This window comes from Yersinia rohdei ATCC 43380, assembly GCF_000173775.1.
Taxonomy (GTDB): Bacteria; Pseudomonadota; Gammaproteobacteria; order Enterobacterales; family Enterobacteriaceae; genus Yersinia; species Yersinia rohdei.
The window spans coordinates 123,611-145,693 of sequence record NZ_ACCD01000006.1 but is presented as its reverse complement, the minus strand read 5'-3'; the positions used below and the strand labels follow the sequence as shown (position 1 = coordinate 145,693).

The window sequence follows — 22,083 nt, the reverse complement described above, 5'->3', positions numbered from 1 at the left end:
CGCGGGCAGCAATATAGCCTATACTCGAAGACGACCCTACTAATAATTCCAGTGTAAGGGGAAAATCCCCGCCCTTCTTGCCCGCCGCCGCCATTGTACACTTTCAGAACAAATAATTAAATTGTACGTGTATATTCGAACAATAGGGTTATACTGATCGCGAACATATAAAGTAAACCCTGATACAAAACATAAACCAACAACTTCCCGGCAGAGCATCAAACCGCCCGCCCCGAAATTGCCATCATCTTTAAGGACGTAATATGGCACGTAAAACTCCTATCGAGCGCTATCGAAACATTGGTATCTCCGCCCACATCGACGCCGGTAAAACTACGACTACCGAGCGGATTTTGTTCTACACCGGCGTCAGTCATAAGCTGGGTGAAGTGCATGATGGCGGCGCGACTACTGACTGGATGGCACAGGAGCAGGAACGTGGCATTACCATTACATCGGCTGCCGTGACCTGCTTCTGGAAAGGAATGGAAAACACCTTACCGGAGCACCGCATCAATATTATCGATACCCCCGGGCACGTGGATTTCACCATAGAGGTGGAACGTTCCATGCGAGTGCTCGACGGCGCGGTGATGGTGTATGACGCGGTGGGTGGCGTTCAGCCGCAATCAGAAACCGTTTGGCGTCAGGCCAATAAATACCGTGTTCCACGGCTGGCATTCGTCAATAAAATGGATCGCCCTGGCGCTGATTTCTTCCGCGTGCGGCAGATGATGATTGACCGCCTGAAGGCCAATCCGGTACCAATTGTTATCCCAATTGGCAGTGAAGAGCACTTCACCGGCGTGGTAGATTTGCGCCTGATGCGCGCCATTATCTGGGATGAAGCTTCTCAGGGCATGAGATTCAGCTATGAACCTATTCCAGAAAACCTATTAGCTCTGGCTAATGAGTGGCGCGAGAAAATGGTTGCCGAGGCGGCAGAAGCATCTGAAGCTCTGATGACCGAATATCTCGAAACCGGTGACCTTCAGGTGGATGAAATCACCCAAGGGCTGCGCATCCGAACCATTGCCGGTGAAATTCAGCCGATGTTGTGCGGCAGCGCCTTCAAGAACAAAGGGGTGCAACGCATGCTGGATGCGGTGGTGGAGCTGATGCCATCGCCTGTGGATATTCCGCCAGTTAGCGGCACCGATGAAGACGGCAATGAAGTGAGCCGCCGGGCTGATGATCATGAAAAATTCTCGGCATTGGCATTCAAATTAATGACCGACCCCTATGTCGGCCAACTGACTTTCGTGCGCGTCTATTCCGGCGTATTGAGCAAAGGCGACAGTGTTTATAACCCTATTCGCGGCAAGAAAGAGCGCATTGGCCGTATCGTCCAGATGCATGCCAATAACCGGATTGAAGTGGATGAAATCCGAGCCGGCGATATCGCCGCTTGTGTGGGTTTGAAAGATGTCACCACCGGGGAAACCCTGTGTGACCCGAATGCAATTATTACCTTGGTGCGCATGGAATTCCCTGAACCGGTTATTTCGCAAGCCATTGAGCCAAAGACCAAAGCCGATCAGGAGAAAATGGGGCTGGCACTTCAGCGGCTGGCATCGGAAGATCCGTCCTTCCGCATCCACACCGATGATGAATCCGGCCAGACCATTATCTCCGGCATGGGTGAGTTGCATCTGGAAATCATCGTCGACCGCATGAAACGCGAATTTGGCGTAGAGGCCAATATTGGTAAGCCACAGGTCACTTACCGTGAAACCGTGCTCAAAAAAGTTACTGATATTGAAGGGAAGTTTGTCCGTCAGTCCGGTGGCAAAGGGCAATATGGCCATGTGGTCTTTACCCTGGAACCCCAGGAGCCCGGCAGCGGTATAGCTTTTGTCGATGCAACTAAAGGTGGCGTGGTTCCGCGTGAATTTATCGGCGCAGTAGAAAAAGGCGTGTTTGAAGCCAGCAATACCGGGGTTTTGGCCGGTTATCCGGTGGTGGATGTGAAAGTGACCCTGACTTTTGGTTCCTATCACGAAGTGGATTCATCAGAAATGGCATTTAAAATGGCGGCCATTTTTGGCTTCAAGGAAGCGGCCAAACGTGCATCACCGGTGATTCTGGAGCCAATAATGCGTGTTGAGGTGGAAACCCCCGAAGAGTATGCCGGCAACCTAATGGGCGACCTTTCCTCTCGCCGGGGTCTGGTGCAAGGCATGGAGGAGATGATTGGCGGCGGGAAGGTTATCCGAGCAGAAGTGCCGCTCTCTGAAATGTTCGGCTACTCCACCGTGTTGCGCTCCATGTCGCAAGGCCGTGCAACTTACACGATGGAATTCAAACACTACGCAGAAGCACCACGCAATGTGGCCGAGGCGATTATTGCCGCGCGAGGTAATAAAGGTTAACTCACTGTAATAACAAAACGCCGCTGGTTAATCCTGACCAGCGGTATTTTCACTGTTATTTTTTACACTGTCTAATACGGCGTTAAATGTATCCCTGGCGATATTCCCACCTGTTTTTAAACAAAGTGTTAACAGCGAGTTTCCGTTCTTATCTGTGGCGGCAATAAATTCTTCCTCTTCTAACAGTAATAAGTAGTCTAACAATCCTAAAAATGCGATTGCCGCCTCCTTATCGCCCCTCTTTATGGCCTGAAAAAAAATGTGATCCTCCGTTGGATTTTTTATATCCAATAACTCAGCACGTTGGTTCTCTGGTATCAACTCGAGTAACTTGCCATATGCTTTTATGCTGCTAACATGCCCTCCCAGCATTGCCATATGCAGACCTGGAATGCCACGGTCATCTTTGGCGTCCAGCACTTCCTTACGCAGCCCCTCAGGTAGACATTCAATTAACCGTCCTAAAGCAAGCACTATTAAATATTCCCCCTGTTGTAAGGCGTAGTAAAGTATAGGCATTTCATCTAATTTGTTGACATTGAAAATGTCATAAATTTCATTTGGAGATAACAGAGATTCCTCTATTATCTTATTAACTAATTTAATTATCTCCAACGGGAAATTATTTATTACCAACAACATGAGTAAGCGACCAGAGGGAACCAATGGTAATTGGTTGTTAATTAGGGTCAATTCTCTATCACTGTTTCGCTGCCGAACGGAAAGGATATTAGGATCTTCACAGATGGATGCTGTTGTTATATTGACACAATCATTCTGATAATACTCAAAGTAATCTTTTTCCTCTAAGTAATTTTTTAATGTGTGAGTTTCAAGCAATGATAAATCATAGACTTTACAACGTATTGTATGGTTTGTGACATTAGGATCATAAAAATTTATAACATAATACAATCTATTATCACGTTTAATACTCAGACGCACTGCCATAGCATGATAATAATTCGCTAAAAATAATGCCAAGTGAGTTTCACCATGGCTTTCCATAGTTTGAAAAATATCGACCAACATACGACCAAAATCATTATTATCTATCAGATATACTGTCTGTGATTTTTCAATAATTTCCTTGTAATATAATTCAACCTCACTAGTGACATGGTTCTGTATGCTCTTAGGGGTAGCGAAATAACTCATTTTCACTTTACCACGAACCATATTATTAAGTACATCAAGAGCATATTGTGCAGCCAAGTGACGGCAAACTATTTGGTTTCCATCATCTTCACGGAAATTAAATTTGCAGTTATCATTTCTAATACTCCCCCCATGTTTTATCGAAAGATAAGGTATACGTTTGAATATCTCCTTTTCTTCCTGAGATTTATTTTTAATTTTATTATTATAAACAGGAAACCCTAGGCCGCCGACTTTCACTCCTCCCCCTTAACATAGCACTGTTTAAAACCGCAGCATTAGATTCCCCTTAATGCCAGCATCAATAAATAGGGTGAAACAATGAACTTTAAATAAAATGTCATAAATATAAAAACAGCCAGAAGGAAATGATCTGCTGACAGATTTTATATCAGCCAGATAGCAACCCAACATCGCCCTCGGCATAAAATCAGAATGTCACCGGCGTATTCACCCACAACACTTTCGCCGCTAACTGACTGATATTTTTGTAACCATGCGGGACATTACTGGGAAAATAAAATGAATCACCCACTCCGAGGGTGTAAGTTTCCGCGCCTAAATACAGCTCGATTTCCCCTTCAAGCACATAACCCAGCTCTTCCCCCTGATGCTCTATCAGCCCATCACTGGCCACGCCCGGCTCAATAATATGAATATTCCCCTGTAACAATCCGCCTTTATGGTGATGAGTCAGGTTTTCCAGTGCAATTCCGCCTTGCTTACTTCGGTGAACAAAGCGCTTGCGAATACGTTGCTCCGGCTTGAGCACCGGCGAGTCTGCCACCCAGCTTTCTGCCATTAAATCTGAAATATTGGTTTCCAGTGCACTGGCTAGCCGGTGCAACATCGCCAATGATGGCGAGGCCACTTCATTTTCCAACTTGGATAATAAACTCTCTGAGCACCCAACCTTCAGAGCCAGCTGCTTTAATGTTATCTCCTGCGCTAAGCGAGCATGTCGTAAACGCATCCCTAAATCAGATAAAACAACACCGCCGTTATCGCCGTTTTTTTTCATAAGTTGATATCTGCTGCTCAAAGAAACTCAAACGCCCGGCTTATCCATGCCGGGCAACGTTACTGATACTGCTTATCATCGGCCCGCGAGATGATTACTCTGCGACACTAAAATGCACATCCTGCGGGTTACAGCCATTGATAGGGACAATGTCTTGCGGGCAAGCAGACATCACGACGATACAATCCAGTTCGGCGCGGATCTCGACATAATCGCCAGCTTGGCTCACTGTCGGCAACCACGAAATCGTGTAATCCGGGTTTACTGGCGTATTCATCCATAAATTCAATGGTTGCGGAACTTCCTTTGCTCTCAGCCCAATAGCATTCAGCGCGAGACGCATATTATCGGCGCAACTGTCATGGTATTCAGTGATCCCCATATTGCTATAGCGATAAAGATCACAGGCCGCAATCAAGGTATCGTGCACACCCGGCGATGTATCTGACAGCAATGTCCCGATCGGCCGGCGCTGGTTACTGACCAATGCATCTCCCGGCTGAGGAGTGATTTTATTAATAAATGCGCGAGTATGTTCCATTGATGAGAATTCACTCAAATCAGCACTATTAAATAACCAGGTATCACATACCTGACTGCCGGGAGTGTTGGTAATGCGGATAACCTGCCCTTTGCTCAATTTCACCGCCCGACCACAGCGCGCCGGAACGGTATAGACTTCGCCAATAACCGGCGTGCCGTCAACAGAAATGGGGGAAGATAACGTGGCATTGGTGCCCAGCGCGCTACCATTGTCTTTTTCACAGCAAGCAGGATAAGTGTGGGTGCTCATGGGTAACTCCTATGGGTGATTTGCCAGTTCTGTTAGGCAACAGGCTAAAGCCTTCGCGCCAAGGTACAGATACTGAGGGTCTGTATATTCAGCCGGGTTATGGCTGATGCCGTTATGGCTGGGAACAAAAAACATACTGGTAGGGCAATGACTGGCGAGATGCATCGCATCATGAAAAGCACCGGAGGTCAGGGTCGCGGTGTCTATCTGTAATGCCTGCGCACAAGCATATTGTTGTGCCAGTAATTCGGGATTAAATGCCACTGGTTGGTGGCTGAAAACGCATTCGACTAACACATTGCTCGCGGAAATCTGCTGCATCCATTCATCAAACTGAGCTAATACCGCTGGGTCGACATGGCGAAAATCGAGTGTAAATGTCACGCGACCGGCAATGGTATTAATGGCATTGGGCTCGACTTCCCAGCGACCAAAAGTCAACCGCAATTGATCGGCGGGCAGTATGGCGGCTAGCTGCTCCAGCTGTTGCACCTTCTGGCGTGCCAGTGACATCGCATCAAGGCGATCCGCCATCGGAGTCGTTCCGGCGTGGGCCGACTGCCCCAAACAGGTCACTTGATACCAGCGCACCCCTTGAATGCCTTGCACCACCGCCAAAGGTTGATTGGCTTGCTCCAACACCGGCCCTTGTTCAATATGCAGTTCAACAAATGCCGCCATGGGCAAGGTGGCGCGGCGCGGTAACAGGGGAAAGCGCTGATGGCAGCGCGCTAATGCCTGTGCCAGGGTCACCCCCTGAGCATCTTGATTATTCAGGTAACCGTCCAAGCGCGACGGTTGAACAAAGGCGCTGGAGCCCATCGCACCGGGCGAAAAACGGCTCCCTTCTTCATTCATCCACACCGCCACTTCGATTGGGCGCAAGGTGCTAATCCCCGCCTGAGCTAAGGCACTCAAGCATTCCATGCCAGCAATCACACCATAGCAACCATCAAGATTGCCGCCGCAGGGCTGAGTATCAATATGGCTGCCGGTCACCACCGGCGGTAAATCCTCACGACCGGCTCGGCGGATAAAGAGATTTGCGCAGCCATCGGTCATCACTTCGCAGCCTAAGTTATAGGCCCAGTCAATCAGCCAAGCTCTGGCATCTAACTCCTCATTGGAAAGGGCCTGACGATTAACGCCGCCATTTTCCAACGCGCCAAAACAGGCTAATTGTGCCAAATTATCCATCAACCGCTGTTGGCTGATAAAACCGGCTAGTTGCACTCCAACACCATTAAGCATGCCCGGTCTCCAATTCATCCAGTTGCAGTGGGCGTTTAAACCACGGCGCAAGAAATGACTTAAGGCGGTCAGTGCTCGGCTGGCGGAATAAGGTTGCGGGTGCGCCAGTTTCGATAATCGTGCCCTCCGCCATAAACACCACGCGGGAGGAAATTTTGGCGGCAAATGACATTTCGTGAGTCACCATCACCATCGTCATTCCGTCATTCGCCAGCGCTTTAATCACATCCAGAACTTCTTCAACGCGCTCAGGATCAAGGGCAGATGTCGGCTCATCGAGTAGCAGCAACTCTGGCTCCAGCGCCAGAGCTCTGGCAATGCCGACTCGCTGCTGTTGCCCACCGGATAACCGCGACGGGCGGGCATCGGCTTTCTCCGACATTCCTACTTGAGCTAAGGCTGCCGCCGCTTTTTGGCGGGCCACCTCGCGCGGCAGTTTCTTACCCAGCATCAACGGCGCGCAGACATTTTCCAGCACCGTCATATGCGGCCACAGGTTAAATTGCTGGAAGACCATTGCCAGTGGGCGGCGCACCTCGGCAATTAATGCCGCACTGTCGCGGTGCTTCAGCTCACGCCCAGGGCCGCTATAACCCAACAATTGCCCTTTAATCAGAACGTCACCTTCGTCATAAGCCTCAAGAAAATTCATGCAGCGCAATGCGGTGGTTTTCCCTGAACCGGACGGGCCGATCAAGGTGATTATTTCGCCGGCATCCACCGTCAAATTAATCCCGGTAAGCACCCGATTGGCAGCAAATGACTTGCCCAGATTACGTAATTCAATAATAGGTTCAGTTCTCATCATATTATCCCTCTACGGCCTGACGACTGAGTAAGCGCACACCAACACTAATACCTTGCGCCAGCAGCCAATAACTGAGAATTAACAAGGTATAAGGCACAATATAGGTATAGGTATTGGCCACTATCTGCCCGGTTGTCATGGTCAGCTCAGGTACTGTAATAATCGACGCCACCGCACTTTCTTTAATGGTTAAAATGAACTGGTTACCCAACAGTGGCAGGCTAAAACGCCAGGCTTGCGGTGTTTGGATGTACCAAAAGCTGTACCAAGCTGAAATATCATGTACTTGCGCGGCTTCAAGTTGCCCGTGGCCAATGCTTTTCCATGCTGTGCGGAAGATTTCACCAAAGTAAGCAGAGCTATAAATCGCCAGTGATAACACCGTGGCTTCAATGGCACTCAGTGTCAGGCCAATGGCGGGCAAGCCAAAATAGAACACCGCCAGTTGTGCCAAATAAGGTGTGCCGCGGATAAGCCAAACATAAGTGCGCCACGGCCAGAATAACCACCGGTTATGGCAACACACGGCTTGCAAAATAAACCCAGCGATGGCCCCCATCACCGCGGCGCTCATACTGATAACCAGCGTGACACCCAAAGCTCGGGCAAAATCCGGCAGATAAAGGAAGAAATCGTTCATCGGCTCTCCTGGTGCCAGCGCCGCTCAACATAGCTGCCGAGCAATGCCAGCAAGCTGGTAAGCACTAAATAAGACAATGCAATAGCCACATACACTTCTAGCGGGCGATAGGTTGCAGAAGCCAATTGCTGCCCGACCCGCATCAAATCGGTAATAGCAATCACCGACACCACCGCCGACGCTTTGATGACATCAATTAACTCTGAAATCAGTGATGGCATGGTTAAGCGCAACACTTGTGGGATTTGGATATGCCACAGTGTCTGGCGCGAGCTTAGGCCACACATGGCCGCAGCTTCTAACTGCCCCGGCGCAATAGCCTTAAAACCACTGCGCAAGATTTGCGATTGGTAGGCGGCCGTATTGAAGGTCAGCGCCATCACCGCCGCCAGATAACCGGGCAGAGATAACCCCAACTCTCCCGGCAGGTAAAAACACAATAAAACCTGTGCCAACACCGGCGTCCCGCGAAATAAACTGATATAAACACGGGCGAATCCTCTCCCAAATCCTGAGTGACCGCTTTCCATCAGGTAAATCACTACACCGATAAAGAAACCGGCAACAATGGCCAGGATAGACAGTGAAGCGGTGGTCACCGCGCCGTCTATCAGCATCGGCAACCAGCCCGACAGCAGTTGGAAAAAATCCGCCATATTTAATCCTCTTACAAACTGGGTGCTGGCATTTGGTCGGCTGGAACATCCATCACGAAACCGAACCATTTCTGCTGCAATGCTTGCATGGTGCCGTCGCGGTTAGCTTCACTGATGCCGTCACTGAACAGTTTCACCAAGGTGGCGCTATCATCATCTTTGCGCCCAACCCAGCCAAAATAGGTGGTTGGCCCTAACATGGGTTTCAGGGTGGTAAAAATACCCGGTCGGGTTTTGATTAGCGGGCCAAGGTTGGCCAGCGACTGGGCAACACCGTCTAGGCGCTTGTTGGCCAAATCGGCGTAGGCTTCATCGAAGGAGACATATTGTTTGATTTCTTTCAGGCCCGGCTTGCCACTGGCTTTCAGTTTTTCATTGAAATCTTGCAGCACCTGAAGCTGACCAGAACCGGCTTGCGATCCCACCACCTTGCCACTTAAATCATCTAACGTGTTGATAGATTTATCATTATCGCGTTTTAGCAATGCTACGGTGGATTCAGCAATCGGAACCGTAAAAGCAAAATGATCCATGCGCTGTTTATTTACCGTCACCGCAGTGACGACAAAATCGAATTTCTTGGCATCAAGGCCGGGCAAAATGCCCTGGAAAGGTAAATCAAGTTGCTTAACCTCAACCCCCGGAAGATTTTTTTGCAAAATATGATGCATTAAATCAACGTCATAACCCACAATCTTGCCATTCTCTACCGACTCAAATGGCGCATAACGCGCTTCCGAGGCAATGGTTATCGTCTTATCGGCTTTGATTCTGTCCAGCAAATCTGCGCTATGAGCAGCGGCAGAGAATACGCTGGCAGCACACAGCATTGCCCAGCACAAAGGTATCGCGTGTTTATGTCGTTTCATGATTGCCGCCCCATTTAAAGTAGTTTGAAATATATTCAAGTCACTTGAATGTAATGACATAAGCATGAACTATGCCACTTGGTAATAAGTGGCAACCTAAAGCAGAACAAAAACAAATAACTCATTGTAAATAAATAAGTATTTTTAATTCTGTTCAAACAGGCGGGCGCGTTGACCGAAGATAACAAGGAGAGGGAATTAGGGCAGCACTTGAATACCAACACAGAGTTGCACAAAAAAAGTGCGAATTTGCGCACTAAACGTGCAGCAATGGAAAGGTAAAAAGCCACGACTAAAGCCGTGGCTTGGCGGTCATATCCGCAGCATCTTGCTCGCGGATAATAAAAAAGTCAGATTTTCGCCGTCGCGAGATAGCGCGCCATCTCTTCAGCGGGCACCATACCACCACCCGTCGCCCAGACCAGATGGGTCGCATTGCGCATTTTCTCAGCACTAAAGTGATTATCTTGCAAATAATCTGTACTGCTACTCACCCGCGCCGGGCCGGGCATCCCCGCCAAGGCAGAAGGTTCCAGACGAATGCCCTCATGCCGGTTTAGCAACCCAAGTAAGTCATACATTTCTGCATCACTTAAGGTATAAAAACCGTCCAGCAAATGCTCCATCGCGCGACCCACAAATCCCGACGCCCGTCCTACAGCCAAACCATCTGCGGCGGTAATATTATCTATGCCAATATCCTGCACAGAAATACCATCATGCAGGCCGGTGTGCACCCCCAATAACATACAAGGCGAATGGGTCGGCTCGGCAAAAATACAATGAACATGGTCACCAAATGCCAGTTTCAAGCCGAAAGCCACTCCACCGGGGCCGCCCCCCACCCCACAAGGAAGATAAACAAATAATGGGTGGTTTTCATCAACCACAATCTGTTGCTCGGCAAACTGAGTCTTCAGCCGACCGCCCGCGACGGAGTAACCCAAAAACAAGGTGGGCGAATTTTCATCGTCAATAAAGAAGCAATTTGGATCAGATTCCGCCTGTTTGCGCCCCTGCGCTACGGCCACGCCATAGTCCTGCTCATACTCCACCACATTAACGCCATGCTCGCGCAGTTTACGTTTTTTCCATTCACGGGCATCGGCCGACATATGCACACTGACACTGAACCCCAACTTGGCGCTCATAATGCCAATCGACATTCCCAAATTGCCGGTGGAGCCGACTGCAATGCGGTACTGACTGAAAAACTGACGGAAATCATCTGAAAACAACTTGCTGTAGTTGTCGGTTTCAGCCAATAAACCGGCTTGCATTGCCAGTTTTTCAGCATGTGTTAACACTTCATAAATGCCACCACGGGCTTTAATTGAACCAGAAATCGGCAAATGGCTGTCTTGCTTTAATAACAGGCGGCCGGTTATCTCCACCCCATAACGTTGTTGCAGGGCTTGTTGCATAGCGGGGATCGCCAAAATCTTCGATTCAATAATGCCATTTGTGGGTTGTGTTTCAGGAAACGCCTGGCAGAGATAAGGGGCAAAGCGTCGCAACCGGGCTTCAGCATCTGTCACATCCCGCTGTGCTAACCCGACATAAGGCAGCCCTTTTTCAACTGTTGTCGCCTGCGGATTAAACCAGGTTACCTCCTCTAAATTGATAAGCTTTTTAACCAAAGGAAAGTCGGTAATTAATTTATCAATCTCAGTGCTTTTCATAGAATGTCTCTTTTCGATCAAATGATGTAAGAAAGTAGGAAAGTAGTACCTAAAGCTATCACCGAGGCAATAAAGGTCGCGGTGGTATAATATTTAAATGTCTCACTCAAGGTTGCGCCGCAATATTGTTTTACCAACCAAAATAATGAGTCGGTGACAATAGTGAAACCAATTGCGCCGGAGCCAATAGCCAGAGTGATTATTTCCGGACTGACATTGGGATACATGGGCAATATGGGTGAAACAATGGCGGTTGCCCCCATCATGGCGACGGTCGCCGAGCCGACGGCAGCATGTAGAATTAGCGCCACCAGCCAAGCCAGTAGAATCGGGTGCATATCCAAATTAGATAAAATTATCGCCAGCGAATCCGCCAGCCCACTGGCTTTTAATATGCCGTTAAATGCCCCACCGGCACCAATAATCAATAGAATATTGGCAATAGAAGAGAAACTGTCTTCCGTTTTCGCCAGCAACGTACTCATCCCCATATTCTGCCGAATACCTAAAGTGTAATAGGCAACAAACGCGGCAATAAACATGGCGGTGATGGGATTACCGATAAACTCCAATGTTAAATAGAGCGTGGTGCCTTTCTCCATATTCAGTTCTGCGGCAGTTTTTGCCAGCATCAAAATAATCGGCAATAGAACAGTAAATAAAGTGGCCGCTAAAGAGGGCAGCTCGTCTTCATTGCGCACATTAATTTCAGAGAAAGCTTTTGGCACAGTTTTAAATGGCAGACGTTTGCCCACAAGGCGCAAAAAGAGTGGGCCGCCAATTAGTGATGCAGCTAATCCGACTACCAGCCCGTAAACAATCACGGTGCCAATATCAGCCCCTAAAGCATTGGTAACATACATGGCAGCCGGGTGCGGTGGCACCACACAATGCACCGCCATCAAAGCAGTACACAGCGGAATGGCCAACTTCAGTAATGAGGTATTGGTTTTCTTGGCAATTGAAAAAGCTAAGGGAATCAATAAGACAACACCCACCTCAACAAATAAGGTGATACCGCAGATTAAGCCGACCAACACCATAGTGACATCTGGCGATAACCAGCGGCAGCGCTGTAAAGTGATGCCGATGCGCTCTGCGGCACCGGAAATTTCCATCATTTTGCCGAGGATAGTCCCCAAACCAATCACTGCGGCTAAAAAACCTAGCGTGCCACCAATCCCGCCTTCAATGGAGCTCACCATCTCCAGTGGGTTCATGCCCATTAATAGCCCGACATAAAAACTGGCTAATAGCAGCGCTAGAAAGGGATGTATTTTCAGTTTTACAATAGTGAAGATAATAATAATGATGCTCGTTAATAACGTCCCCACTACCCATATTTGTGAGTCCATAGCCGACCTCTTCTAATAATAAATTATGCGCCCATTGAATAAGAATTGGTCGGCACTGACAAATGATAAAAAACGCCATTCAGATGAGCTAGATTGAATCAAAAGCGCAATATTGGTCAAAGTTTTGCAACTAATCCTAGCTTGCATCAAACTAGATGTTCCTAATGGCTTAGCAAGTCAGTCATTGCGGTATACTATTTGCACCAGAAACAGTGATTGAGACGCCGCCATGTATCCAGAAAAAAGCTATATCACCCGTAATAAACTACTGAATGGCTATCAGCTATCTAAACTCTATACCTTTGAAATTGCCGCGCGACATAGCTCATTTGCACTGGCAGCCGAGGAGTTATCTATTAGTCCCAGTGCCGTCAGCCACCGGATTAATAGCCTGGAGGAGGAGTTAGGTTTCAAGCTATTCCAGCGTTTTCACCGCAAAGTGGAACTCACCAGTGAGGGAGAGCGGGTATTTTGGGTATTGAAGTCCTCATTGGAGTATCTCAATCAGGAAATCTTGGAAATAAAGAATCAAGAACTGTCTGGCACACTGACTGTTTATTCTCGCCCGTCTATCGCTCAGTGCTGGTTGGTGCCCAAGTTGGCCGATTTTGCCCACCATTACCCCGCGATCAGTTTGAATATTCTAACAGGCAATGAAAATGTTAATTTCCAGGGCGGCGGCATTGATTTGGCTATTTATTTTGATGATAAAACGCCAGAGAAACTGTCATATCAACACTTAATGGATGAATCCATGGTGCCAGTATGCAGCCCAGAATATGCAGAAAAACATCAACTTAATGGTAATCTTATCAATTTGCAGCAATGTACTTTGCTTCATGACCGACAAGCCTGGAGCTATGATTCCGATAGCAGTGAGTGGGATAGTTGGAGTCAACAAGCCGGTTTTGACCTCTCTCCCACTCAGCGCAGCATGGGCTTTGACCGCTCAGATTTGGCCATTATCGCCGCCATTAATCATGTTGGTGTCGCTATGGGGCGTAAAAAATTAGTGACAAAAAGACTGGAAAATCAAGAGCTAATAATGCCCTTCCCCGGTTTGGAAGTAAAATGTGAGCAGCGCTATTACGTCTCAACCCTATCAGATAGGCAATGGCCGAAAATTAATGCTTTTATTCAATGGCTAAAAAAGATGGCAAATGAATCCTGACCTCGCTTACCGGTGGGACACCACTAAATACAGTGAAAATGGCCTCAGCCTTATAAGATGACATAGGAATAAACTGCTATTCAGGTGTCATCACCTTAACCCAAAATCCCCTTTAATTGGCTCAGATCATTACCAATCGATCTTAGGACTCTTCCTACAGATGTAGGAATGCATTCCCATACAACACCAAAAATAAGTTTGCTATATTAGCCACAATGTTTCGAGATATAAATATTCATTAAAATTAAATAATAGTTTTTTTGGTGCGTAAATATCTCAAACACCTTCAATTAGTTATATCCATAGATTATAAAACCTAAATTATAACGTTTTAATGGAACGTTCCCAGTCGCTAATAAACTTATTAAAAATTAATCAGGGATTTTATCCTAATGAATACTCATATAACAAGAACCTACCTCAGCATTGCTATTTCCTCTATTATTTGTACCACAGCCTCGATGAGCGCAAATGCGGCCCCCTGTGTAGGCTATACCGTTTCCGATATTTGCGAACAATCTAAATCTGGGGCGGGCGAATTTCACAGTATTTCATTGGGCGACGGTGTCACTGCCGGAACAGTAGATAATCATTTTATTTTTAATGGCGAAGGCTATGAACTATACCAACCTCATGACTATTTTGGCGCGGCGGTAGCCTTAGGCACTATTCGCTATACTGAGGTCAATAACAGCCGTTTTACCATCAGTGGCACCCATTATCAAGGTGGCCCGACCTATGAGGGCAGAGCAGAGAAAACCACGTTAAACAACAGTTTGATGTGGGTCATGACATCCGCTGACCAAACAGTTGCTAAAGGTAATTCAGCAGTGGTGGTTTCTACCCAATTCGCTATGGGAGGGAATATTTACACTGAAACTGCTGAAGATAATAGTATTCAATTCAACCCCTACATCACCAATAGCCGCTATCAAGATACCTCTTATGAAATGTTATGGGGCATGAAGAATGAGTCGAAGAACTGGGATACTAAAGCCACTTCATACGACTCGGAATTTGTTGACTCCAGTAAGCAAATAGTCGCATCCAATGGTCACAGTGTTAATGCGACATTTTATGATAAAGCCTATCAACGCATCGATAATACCGGGTTTTCCAGCAACGCAATATTTAAAGACACCTCTTACCAAAATATTTATGCTGGGGGTGAGTCACGGGATACCACCTTATTTGATCGCGCTTATTCTTGGGTGCGTGCAGGAGGGAAATTAACCGGACTGACACAGATAAATAATGCCGCCACAGTGTATCTTGATACCGCTGAAACTAATGGTGCTTATGCTGAAAATATCGTTCTTAATGGTGAAAATAGTCATTTAATGGTGCGATATAATGCAGCCAATAATGCTTTCGCCACTGTTGATAATTTAACCATAAATGGTGGCGAAGTTGCATTCCAATCAGGAACCGGCAGCAACTATACTTCATTAAATATCGGCACACTTTCCGGTTCAGGTTCTTTCCTGTTCAATACCTCGGTTGCGGAAGGTCGAGGCAACTTTATCACCATCGCCAATGCCAGCGGATCGCATAAAGTAATGGTGAATGATTCTGGTGTTGAAATTACTGCTCCCGGTGAAACAACCTTAAATCTTATTCACGATCTCGGTGGCAATGCACAATTCACCCTGGCCTCATTCAGTGGTGCCAATATCTCTGAAGTCGATGGCGGCACCTATGTTTATGGCCTAAATAAGGGGAATAATTTGGCTCGAGCGGGGGGAAACCTGTGGTATTTAGGCGCAGTATTAAATACAGAGGTTGAACCTGGGCCAACAGAACCGGAAAACCCCGCAACAGTAGACCCAGAGCCAGAAACTGCAATTAAAACAACTCCATCAACTGATGCTGTATTAAGTATGGCTTCAGCCAGCCAGTTTATTTTTGATGGTGAATTGCAGAATCTACGGTTACGCAAAGGTGATTTAAATAACAGTAAAGGTGATAACGCCAGTATTTGGGGCCGTTATTTGACCAATAACACCCGCGTCAGTGCCGCCCATGATGCCGCATATCGTTTACAACAAGATGGTTTTGAAATTGGTGCCGATAAAGTATTTGGTTTGTCTTCAGGGCAGTTAGTTTTAGGGGGCTTTACCGCGTATAGCAATAACCGGGTGAAACATGCTCGTGGTGGAAACAGCAGTATTGATAGTTATAGTTTAGGTGCTTACGGCAGCTATTTCGATAACAGTGGCTATTATATTGATGCTGTTGTTAAAGCTAACCATTTTAAGAATTCACTGAATGCCAATATGACCAATGGGGGTTCTGTACAAAGCGATTACGATCAAAATGCGGTCGGAGGTTCCCTTGAAGCTGGCTATCACTACCGGTTATCTGATAGTTGGTTTGTCGAGCCTTATGCCCGTACCAGTTATTTCACCGCACAAGATAAAGATATTACACTTAACAATGGAATGAAGGCGAAAACCGGCAATAACCACTCAATAAAAGGCGAATTAGGGACTCATCTTGGGACAAAATTCGACTTAAAAAATGGTGCGATAATTCGCCCATACGCTAAAGTTGCGATTGAAAGAGAGTTCATTACCTCAAATACTGTGACCATAAACCAGGTAAACGACTTTAATAATGATTTCTCTGGTAATACAGCAAAATATGGTCTGGGTGTGGACGTGAATCTGACCAGACAAACCACTCTTTATGCTGAAGCAAATTATCGTAATGGCACACATATTGAGTCGCCAATCATGGCTAATATCGGTATCCGAGTTAATTTCTAAACAAAATATTTTATCTGGTTTCTCGTGGTAACACGGGGAACCATTTTTATCCTTTCTAAAATCCCCCCACCATATTCCCCAATAAAATCATTGATTAAAAATAAGACATCACGTTATTCTCATTTTGAATTTTATAACAATAACAGGAGTGAAAATGAAGAAGCTATCTCTGGGAATAATGCTCGTAGCATTAATCAGTAGCCAATCCGCATTGGCAAAAAACTGGCAGGAAATTAAACAAAGCGGGGAGCTACGTATTGGTGTTCCCGGTGATTATGCTCCTTTGGCATTTCACGATAAGCAGGGGCAACTGGTTGGCTACGATATTGATATGGCAAAATCCCTAGGAGAAAGCCTGAAGCTTAAAGTCAATTTTGTACCAAGCAGTTGGCCAACACTTTCTACAGACTTAGCCGCAGACAAATTTGATATTGCCATGGGCGGTGTTACAGCAACACCCGGTCGGGCAGCACAATTCGCCTTATCCAGCCCGGTGGTCAAAAACGGTAAAATTGCCTTAGCCAATTGCCAGCAATCAAAGAAATTTCCCACGTTGGAGGCGATAGATAAAGAAACTGTGAAAGTTATTGTGAACCCCGGTGGCACCAATCAATCTTTTGTCGATGCCAATATCAAGCAAGCACAAATTATCCGCACCAATGATAATGTTGCCAATTTGCAGGGAGTCCGAGACCAAAGCGCCGATATTATGTTCACAGACTTAATCGAAGGGGATTATTACCAGAGCGAAGAGCCGGGCGTATTTTGCGTTGCGACACCCGAAATCTTACCCGGCACCGGTAGCTACAAAGTATATATGATGGCGAAAGATAATCAGCCGCTACTCAATGAAATAAACCAATGGCTCAGTGGTGAGACAAAATCCACATTGGCACATAAATGGAATATTTCTGAATAAGCGGCAATTAATTAACCACTATTTTTACCCTGAAATTATTGGCACTACAGGCCGGTTGCAAACCCACTCATCCCGATGAACTTACTCAAGTTAAGTGATTCGGGTGAATCAGAGTAGCTAACCCCCTGTAGTTCCAAGTCAAGCCGTCAAGCCGCCATCCAAAACCAAAGCCTGACCGGTCATATAGCGGCTGTCATTGCCTATCATAAAGGCACTCACGCGGGCGACTTCTTGTGCATCACCCAAACGCCGTAAAGGTATTTGCTTACGTAATCCTTTAAGGGCATCCGTTGGCATCGCCCGCGTCATATCACTGTCGATAATGCCCGGTAGCAAGCAATTAACCCGAATACCAAAGCGCCCCATTTCCAGCGACAATGAGCGGCCAAGACCCATCATCGCCGCTTTACTGGCACCATAAGCGCTCTGCCCGACATTACCTTTAATCGCGGTAACCGAAGACATCAGCAACAACGCGCCTTCACCTTGCATCATCATTGGCGGTAATAGGTGCTTATTCCAGTAGAACACCGCATTCAGGTTGGTATCCAGAACATTACGCCAGTTATCACCATCCTGCTGAATATGTAAGCCATCACCACTGATGCCAGCATTATGGATAACGGCCCCCGGCGGGCCATATTTTTCCAGCAATTGCGGCGCTAGCACATCGACATCAGCTTCATTGCTGCCGTCACAGCGATAGCCCATCACCCAACCGGGCTGCCCTGCACAGTTTTCGATAACATCGCGGCTTTGTTGTTCACCATTACGCCAGGTAAAAACAACATTCCATTCTTTGGCCAGTTCTTCGACCAAGGCGCGGCCAATGCCACGGCTGCCACCGGTAATTAACACCCATTTCCTGCTCATAATCTTATTTCTTCTGCTCGGCTAACTTCTGGCAAAGCTCACCTAAAGTCATGTCTGGACTGTCCATAAACATTTCGGCATTCAAGGTGGCACCGAATTCGCGTTTGGCCAACACCATCAGTTCCACATAATCCAGACTGTCGAGTTTTAGCTGATGCAATGGCATGTCAGGTGACAACGCCGACATTTCTAAGTCTTTGGCGTCACACAACATTTCACATAAGGTGTCATAAATTTGTTGATACTTTTCCATGATTCTATCCTTCTTTAATGCGCGGCTAATGGCCACGTTTTCAACGTTACCGCTGTGGTAATCAATGGCCCGATGGCTGATCGGGCTGAAATAGCCGAGCGCAATACCCAGCCATCGTCCGGGTTGCCGACAATCAGTGTCGGCTCGATGGCATAGTGCAATGCACTGCGGACAAATAAATATGGGTTATTGATGCGCAGCAAATCAGTGCTGAAATGCACATCATGATGAGTCTGGATAACCGGCACCTGCTGGAAAACGTCAATCAACGTTTCGGCCTGAATCCCCGGTAATACCTGTTTGGCAGTGGCCAGTGTTTGTGGTGCGGCAATCAGCAATTTAAACAGCAGTGCATCGAAAAACCCCCAACACTCTGCCGGTTGCGATGTGTCACCAGGAAATTGCTGGCTAAGCTGATGCACGTCATCTGCGGGCAATATGGCCCAGTGCTCAATATCAGTTTGTACCAGCGCGGGCGCACTGCGCAGTTTGCCATTGAAGCAACTTTCGTTATTGCTGCTGTCTTGCAAATTGCCACTCACCTGGCCCTGAGTCTGGCTAAGTTGTAACTGATATGGCGTATGGCACAGCACTGGCTGGCGCAAACGCGCGTTAAAACGCAGAAAATCTGCCTCGGGCAATGCCGTTAATAACGCGGTGCTGAGCTGATGTTTAATATCCAGCATGGCGCGCATGCCGTGGACAGTCAGTTGCGGCAACCCCAAATGCTGCGCGTGTTGCAAATCAAAATGGATCGGGTTGTAATCACCGGAAAATTCAGCCCAACGTTCAGCATCACTGAGGCTGTAGTTGTAGTTAAGGTTCGGGTTAGAAATCATGCTCAATCCAGCCCAATAACCAGGGCGGCATTCGCCCCACCAAAACCAAAGCTCAGGTTCAGGGTGTTGCGTAATACACCGGCCCGATGCCCTTCGCTGATGTAATCAAGGTCACATTGCGGATCAGCATTTTTCAAATTACAGGTTGCTGGCATCATCTGATGTTGCAGGGCTTGCAGGCAGATAATGGATTCAAAGCTACCTGCGGCGGCAATCAAATGACCCGAATAAGATTTTGTGCTGGACAGTGGCGTGGTGTAAGCCGCAGCACCAAATGCCTGTTTAATGGACTCGGTTTCATTCAGGTCATTCAGTTGTGTCGAGGTGCCGTGCAAGTTGACGTAATCAATCTGGGCGGCGGTTAAACCGGCTTGCTGTAAGGCATGCTGGATAGTTTTCACTCGCGCCACTTTGTCTTCTGCCGGTGCCGTGAAATCAAAAGCATCCGAGTAATTGCCGTAGCCTTTTATCTCGCCGAGGATGTGAGCACCGCGGGCTATCGCCCCTTCCCGCTCTTCCAGACACAGCACCGCTGCGCCCTCGGACAGCACAAAACCATTGCGATCCAGACTAAATGGGCAGCTGGCTTTGCTCGGTTCCTCTTGCTCGCGTGCCAATGCACCCAAAATATCAATGTTCCACACCGCCGCATTACTGCGCAGTGATTCCCCCGCCCCGGCCAGCATCATAGCGGCCCGCCCGCTGCGAATGATTTCAAAGGCATCGCCAATGGCAATGGTGCCAGTGGCGCAGGCGGCAATGGGTGAATTCTGATAGCCGCGCAATCCCCAATACAAGCTGCACGCCGCGGTGCCGGCATTCGGCATTGACAAGAAACAACCGAAAGGCGTGCCCAGTCCTGTTGCCAGATACCCTTCATAGTTATCATGCGTTTCATCCTGACCCGCCCAGCCGCTGCCAATAATGGTGCCGCAATCGAGCAAATCGTAGTAATCCGCCGGGGACTTTTCAGCAAACGCCATCGTCATCGCCTCGCGTGCGGCGGCCAGTGCCAGTCTGGCATAACGCGGCAGACGGCGACGGATCGCGGCAGGAACCGCTTTCAGATTAGGTTCAGCATCCAGCAGGCCAAAAAATCGCGATTTAATGCCTTGCTCGGATTTATCGTAATAGCGGTAACCCAATTGATAATCCATAATCGCCGCCCAACTCTGCTGCGCCGTCATGCCCATCGGGGTCACACTGCCATAACCGGTGACAACCACCCGGCGCTGTTCAACTGTCTTCATCATGATTTAATTCCTTTACTGTCCCTGCTGTTTTCAACACCACCACCTAATGCCAACCACAATTTCATGGTGGAATTCAGGTAGTTATATTGAAGTTCGAGCAAATTAGTTTCACTGGTCAGCAGAGCATCCTGCGCATCCAGTAAAGTCTGAAATGACACCGCACCCGCCTGATATTGGCTGTTGGTCAAACTCAACCGACGTTGACTGAGTTGTAGGTTCTGCCATTGATTTTGTTTTTGCTGCTGATAACTCAGCCGCGCCGTCATCGCGTCATCGACATCTTTAAGCGCGCTGTAGACTTTGCTGCGAAAATCAACAGCCGCCAGTTGCACCGCCAACTTTGACTGCTCGATGGTGAGCTGCACGGTATTCCACTGTAAGAATGGCAGTGCGCTGTTGATGCTTAATGTCCGGCTCGGGTTGCTAAACCATTGTGAGAACACGGCGCTGCCGGCATCCAAAGTGGCCCCCAACGAAAGTGTCGGATAGAAATTCAGTTTGGCGACATCTGAACCGGCCAATGCGGCACGCAAACGCCATTCCGCCGCCTGCACATCAGGCCGCTGTGCAATCACTTGCAATGGTAAGAGAGTCGCGATTGGCACTTGTTGCTGTAAATCCAGTGACTTAGGCTCTGCTTGACGGTAATCAGGGGCGCGGTTAAATAACAATGCCATTGCACTGCGCGCGGCTTCCCGCTGCTGTTCAAGATGGTGAGATTGATTTTGGCGATCCAATAATGTCTGTTGCGCCTGTAGCAACTCGATTTCACTGGCATCTCCTGCCGCCCGCCGCGAGCTCACAAGCTTGAGAGTGTCTTGCGAGATAGCCAATGCTGTCTGTTGGTAATCAATTTGCTGATTTAATTTCGCAAGCTGCCAGTAAAGGTCGGCGGTGGTGCCAATCAATGACAGCGCGGTTTCTTGACGATCTTGTTCGGTCGCATTGACCAGCCAGGCGGATTGCTCACGGGTGCGGGCCAGCTTGCCCCACAAATCCAGCTCATAACTCAATCCCAATGAGGTGCTATAGCTTTCTCGCGGTTGGGTATTTTCATTCAACGAGCGCGTATTGCTGCCGCTGCCGGTCAGTGAGACATCCGGGTGCAAATTGGTGTTCGTCAGCCCCGCCGTCAAGCGCGCCTGCTGTAATTTCAGCCCGGCTGCCGCCAGATCATTATTACTGAGCAACATGCGGTTGATACTTTGTGACAGTTGCGGGTCATCGAAATTTTCCCACCAGTGCACACTGTGGCGCAGGTAACCACCGCCACTGTCTTTCACGCGCCATTCGTCAGGGACTGACAGCATGGGCTGCTGATACTCACTTTTCAGCAGTGAACCGCAACCGCTGAGCAATAAGCTCGCAGCTAACAGTATGATAATTGGCGTTTTCATTAATC

The 22,083-nt window shown here is 47.8% G+C and carries 19 protein-coding genes; 4 read left to right on the top strand and 15 right to left on the bottom strand.

Annotation, left to right across the window (positions count from 1 at the left end; genetic code table 11):
• Positions 1 to 263 precede the first annotated feature (263 nt).
• A complete protein-coding gene (gene fusA / locus YROHD0001_RS11165; RefSeq protein ID WP_004714205.1) occupies positions 264 to 2,372 on the top strand; it encodes an elongation factor G in 2,109 nt (702 codons plus the stop codon).
• A 27-nt stretch (positions 2,373 to 2,399) separates the two neighbouring features.
• Here fusA and YROHD0001_RS11170 read toward each other — a convergent pair whose 3' ends face one another.
• From YROHD0001_RS11170 to dsdX, 10 genes are all read right to left on the bottom strand, one after another.
• The gene (locus YROHD0001_RS11170; protein WP_004714204.1) at positions 2,400 to 3,770 is read right to left on the bottom strand and encodes a ShET2/EspL2 family type III secretion system effector toxin; all 1,371 of its coding nucleotides are present in this window, start codon (positions 3,768 to 3,770) and stop codon (positions 2,400 to 2,402) included.
• A gap of 190 nt (positions 3,771 to 3,960) precedes the next feature.
• The gene (locus YROHD0001_RS11175; RefSeq protein ID WP_004714202.1) at positions 3,961 to 4,551 is read right to left on the bottom strand and encodes a cupin domain-containing protein; all 591 of its coding nucleotides are present in this window, start codon (positions 4,549 to 4,551) and stop codon (positions 3,961 to 3,963) included.
• 94 nt (positions 4,552 to 4,645) lie between these two features.
• Complete coding sequence (locus tag YROHD0001_RS11180; RefSeq protein ID WP_004714201.1) at positions 4,646 to 5,344, bottom strand: DUF1989 domain-containing protein; 699 nt, start codon at positions 5,342 to 5,344, stop codon at positions 4,646 to 4,648.
• Positions 5,345 to 5,353: 9 nt separating this feature from the next.
• Positions 5,354 to 6,595, bottom strand: coding sequence for a M20 family metallo-hydrolase (locus YROHD0001_RS11185; protein ID WP_032816560.1), 1,242 nt, complete (start codon positions 6,593 to 6,595; stop codon positions 5,354 to 5,356).
• Complete coding sequence (locus YROHD0001_RS11190) at positions 6,588 to 7,403, bottom strand: amino acid ABC transporter ATP-binding protein (RefSeq protein WP_004714199.1); 816 nt, start codon at positions 7,401 to 7,403, stop codon at positions 6,588 to 6,590. The genes YROHD0001_RS11185 and YROHD0001_RS11190 overlap by 8 nt, the downstream gene beginning before the upstream one ends.
• A 1-nt stretch (position 7,404) precedes the next feature.
• The gene (locus tag YROHD0001_RS11195; protein ID WP_032816559.1) at positions 7,405 to 8,043 is read right to left on the bottom strand and encodes an amino acid ABC transporter permease; all 639 of its coding nucleotides are present in this window, start codon (positions 8,041 to 8,043) and stop codon (positions 7,405 to 7,407) included.
• Entirely contained in the window at positions 8,040 to 8,699 is a 660-nt protein-coding gene (locus YROHD0001_RS11200; protein WP_004714197.1) for an amino acid ABC transporter permease, read from the bottom strand. The genes YROHD0001_RS11195 and YROHD0001_RS11200 overlap by 4 nt, the downstream gene beginning before the upstream one ends.
• Before the next feature lie 11 nt (positions 8,700 to 8,710).
• Complete coding sequence (locus YROHD0001_RS11205; RefSeq protein WP_032816581.1) at positions 8,711 to 9,568, bottom strand: transporter substrate-binding domain-containing protein; 858 nt, start codon at positions 9,566 to 9,568, stop codon at positions 8,711 to 8,713.
• A gap of 350 nt (positions 9,569 to 9,918) precedes the next feature.
• Positions 9,919 to 11,250 (bottom strand): D-serine ammonia-lyase, encoded by a 1,332-nt coding sequence (dsdA, locus tag YROHD0001_RS11210; RefSeq protein WP_004714195.1) that lies wholly within the window; start codon positions 11,248 to 11,250, stop codon positions 9,919 to 9,921.
• A gap of 17 nt (positions 11,251 to 11,267) precedes the next feature.
• A complete protein-coding gene (gene dsdX, locus YROHD0001_RS11215; RefSeq protein ID WP_004714194.1) occupies positions 11,268 to 12,605 on the bottom strand; it encodes a D-serine transporter DsdX in 1,338 nt (445 codons plus the stop codon).
• A 229-nt stretch (positions 12,606 to 12,834) separates the two neighbouring features.
• Here dsdX and dsdC point away from each other — a divergent pair, with 229 nt between their 5' ends.
• The 3 genes from dsdC (at position 12,835) to YROHD0001_RS11230 (ending at position 17,463) form a co-directional block, all read left to right on the top strand.
• Positions 12,835 to 13,776: a DNA-binding transcriptional regulator DsdC gene (gene dsdC / locus YROHD0001_RS11220; protein WP_004714193.1), complete on the top strand. Its 942-nt coding sequence runs from the start codon at positions 12,835 to 12,837 to the stop codon at positions 13,774 to 13,776.
• Between the two features lie 392 nt (positions 13,777 to 14,168).
• Positions 14,169 to 16,544, top strand: coding sequence for an autotransporter outer membrane beta-barrel domain-containing protein (locus YROHD0001_RS11225; protein ID WP_004714192.1), 2,376 nt, complete (start codon positions 14,169 to 14,171; stop codon positions 16,542 to 16,544).
• 154 nt (positions 16,545 to 16,698) lie between these two features.
• Positions 16,699 to 17,463, top strand: a complete 765-nt coding sequence (locus YROHD0001_RS11230; RefSeq protein WP_032816557.1) for a transporter substrate-binding domain-containing protein — start codon at positions 16,699 to 16,701, stop codon at positions 17,461 to 17,463.
• Positions 17,464 to 17,601: 138 nt separating this feature from the next.
• On the opposite strand, the gene YROHD0001_RS11235 is transcribed toward YROHD0001_RS11230, so the two are convergent.
• Genes YROHD0001_RS11235 through YROHD0001_RS11250 form a run of 5 tightly spaced genes read right to left on the bottom strand, consistent with a single transcriptional unit; the run spans position 17,602 to position 22,078 of the window.
• A complete protein-coding gene (locus YROHD0001_RS11235; RefSeq protein ID WP_032816556.1) occupies positions 17,602 to 18,336 on the bottom strand; it encodes an SDR family NAD(P)-dependent oxidoreductase in 735 nt (244 codons plus the stop codon).
• Positions 18,337 to 18,340: 4 nt separating this feature from the next.
• Entirely contained in the window at positions 18,341 to 18,589 is a 249-nt protein-coding gene (locus tag YROHD0001_RS11240; RefSeq protein WP_004714189.1) for an acyl carrier protein, read from the bottom strand.
• Between the two features lie 14 nt (positions 18,590 to 18,603).
• Complete coding sequence (locus YROHD0001_RS11245) at positions 18,604 to 19,428, bottom strand: MaoC/PaaZ C-terminal domain-containing protein (protein WP_004714188.1); 825 nt, start codon at positions 19,426 to 19,428, stop codon at positions 18,604 to 18,606.
• Positions 19,429 to 19,430: 2 nt separating this feature from the next.
• Positions 19,431 to 20,681, bottom strand: coding sequence for a beta-ketoacyl-[acyl-carrier-protein] synthase family protein (locus YROHD0001_RS0117690; protein ID WP_032816554.1), 1,251 nt, complete (start codon positions 20,679 to 20,681; stop codon positions 19,431 to 19,433).
• Entirely contained in the window at positions 20,678 to 22,078 is a 1,401-nt protein-coding gene (locus YROHD0001_RS11250; RefSeq protein WP_004714187.1) for an efflux transporter outer membrane subunit, read from the bottom strand. The genes YROHD0001_RS0117690 and YROHD0001_RS11250 overlap by 4 nt, the downstream gene beginning before the upstream one ends.
• Between the last annotated feature and the right edge of the window lie 5 nt (positions 22,079 to 22,083).

Coding starts and splice junctions, on each gene's coding strand:
- YROHD0001_RS11200 (WP_004714197.1), bottom strand. CDS start 8,699: ATGGCGGATTTTTTCCAACTGCTGTCGGGCTGGTTGCCGATGCTGATA.
- YROHD0001_RS11175 (WP_004714202.1), bottom strand. CDS start 4,551: ATGAAAAAAAACGGCGATAACGGCGGTGTTGTTTTATCTGATTTAGGG.
- YROHD0001_RS11205 (WP_032816581.1), bottom strand. CDS start 9,568: ATGAAACGACATAAACACGCGATACCTTTGTGCTGGGCAATGCTGTGT.
- YROHD0001_RS11190 (WP_004714199.1), bottom strand. CDS start 7,403: ATGATGAGAACTGAACCTATTATTGAATTACGTAATCTGGGCAAGTCA.
- YROHD0001_RS11235 (WP_032816556.1), bottom strand. CDS start 18,336: ATGAGCAGGAAATGGGTGTTAATTACCGGTGGCAGCCGTGGCATTGGC.
- fusA (WP_004714205.1), top strand. CDS start 264: ATGGCACGTAAAACTCCTATCGAGCGCTATCGAAACATTGGTATCTCC.
- YROHD0001_RS11225 (WP_004714192.1), top strand. CDS start 14,169: ATGAATACTCATATAACAAGAACCTACCTCAGCATTGCTATTTCCTCT.
- YROHD0001_RS11180 (WP_004714201.1), bottom strand. CDS start 5,344: ATGAGCACCCACACTTATCCTGCTTGCTGTGAAAAAGACAATGGTAGC.
- YROHD0001_RS0117690 (WP_032816554.1), bottom strand. CDS start 20,681: ATGATGAAGACAGTTGAACAGCGCCGGGTGGTTGTCACCGGTTATGGC.
- YROHD0001_RS11230 (WP_032816557.1), top strand. CDS start 16,699: ATGAAGAAGCTATCTCTGGGAATAATGCTCGTAGCATTAATCAGTAGC.
- YROHD0001_RS11250 (WP_004714187.1), bottom strand. CDS start 22,078: ATGAAAACGCCAATTATCATACTGTTAGCTGCGAGCTTATTGCTCAGC.
- YROHD0001_RS11195 (WP_032816559.1), bottom strand. CDS start 8,043: ATGAACGATTTCTTCCTTTATCTGCCGGATTTTGCCCGAGCTTTGGGT.
- dsdX (WP_004714194.1), bottom strand. CDS start 12,605: ATGGACTCACAAATATGGGTAGTGGGGACGTTATTAACGAGCATCATT.
- YROHD0001_RS11245 (WP_004714188.1), bottom strand. CDS start 19,428: ATGATTTCTAACCCGAACCTTAACTACAACTACAGCCTCAGTGATGCT.
- dsdA (WP_004714195.1), bottom strand. CDS start 11,250: ATGAAAAGCACTGAGATTGATAAATTAATTACCGACTTTCCTTTGGTT.
- YROHD0001_RS11240 (WP_004714189.1), bottom strand. CDS start 18,589: ATGGAAAAGTATCAACAAATTTATGACACCTTATGTGAAATGTTGTGT.
- YROHD0001_RS11185 (WP_032816560.1), bottom strand. CDS start 6,595: ATGCTTAATGGTGTTGGAGTGCAACTAGCCGGTTTTATCAGCCAACAG.
- dsdC (WP_004714193.1), top strand. CDS start 12,835: ATGTATCCAGAAAAAAGCTATATCACCCGTAATAAACTACTGAATGGC.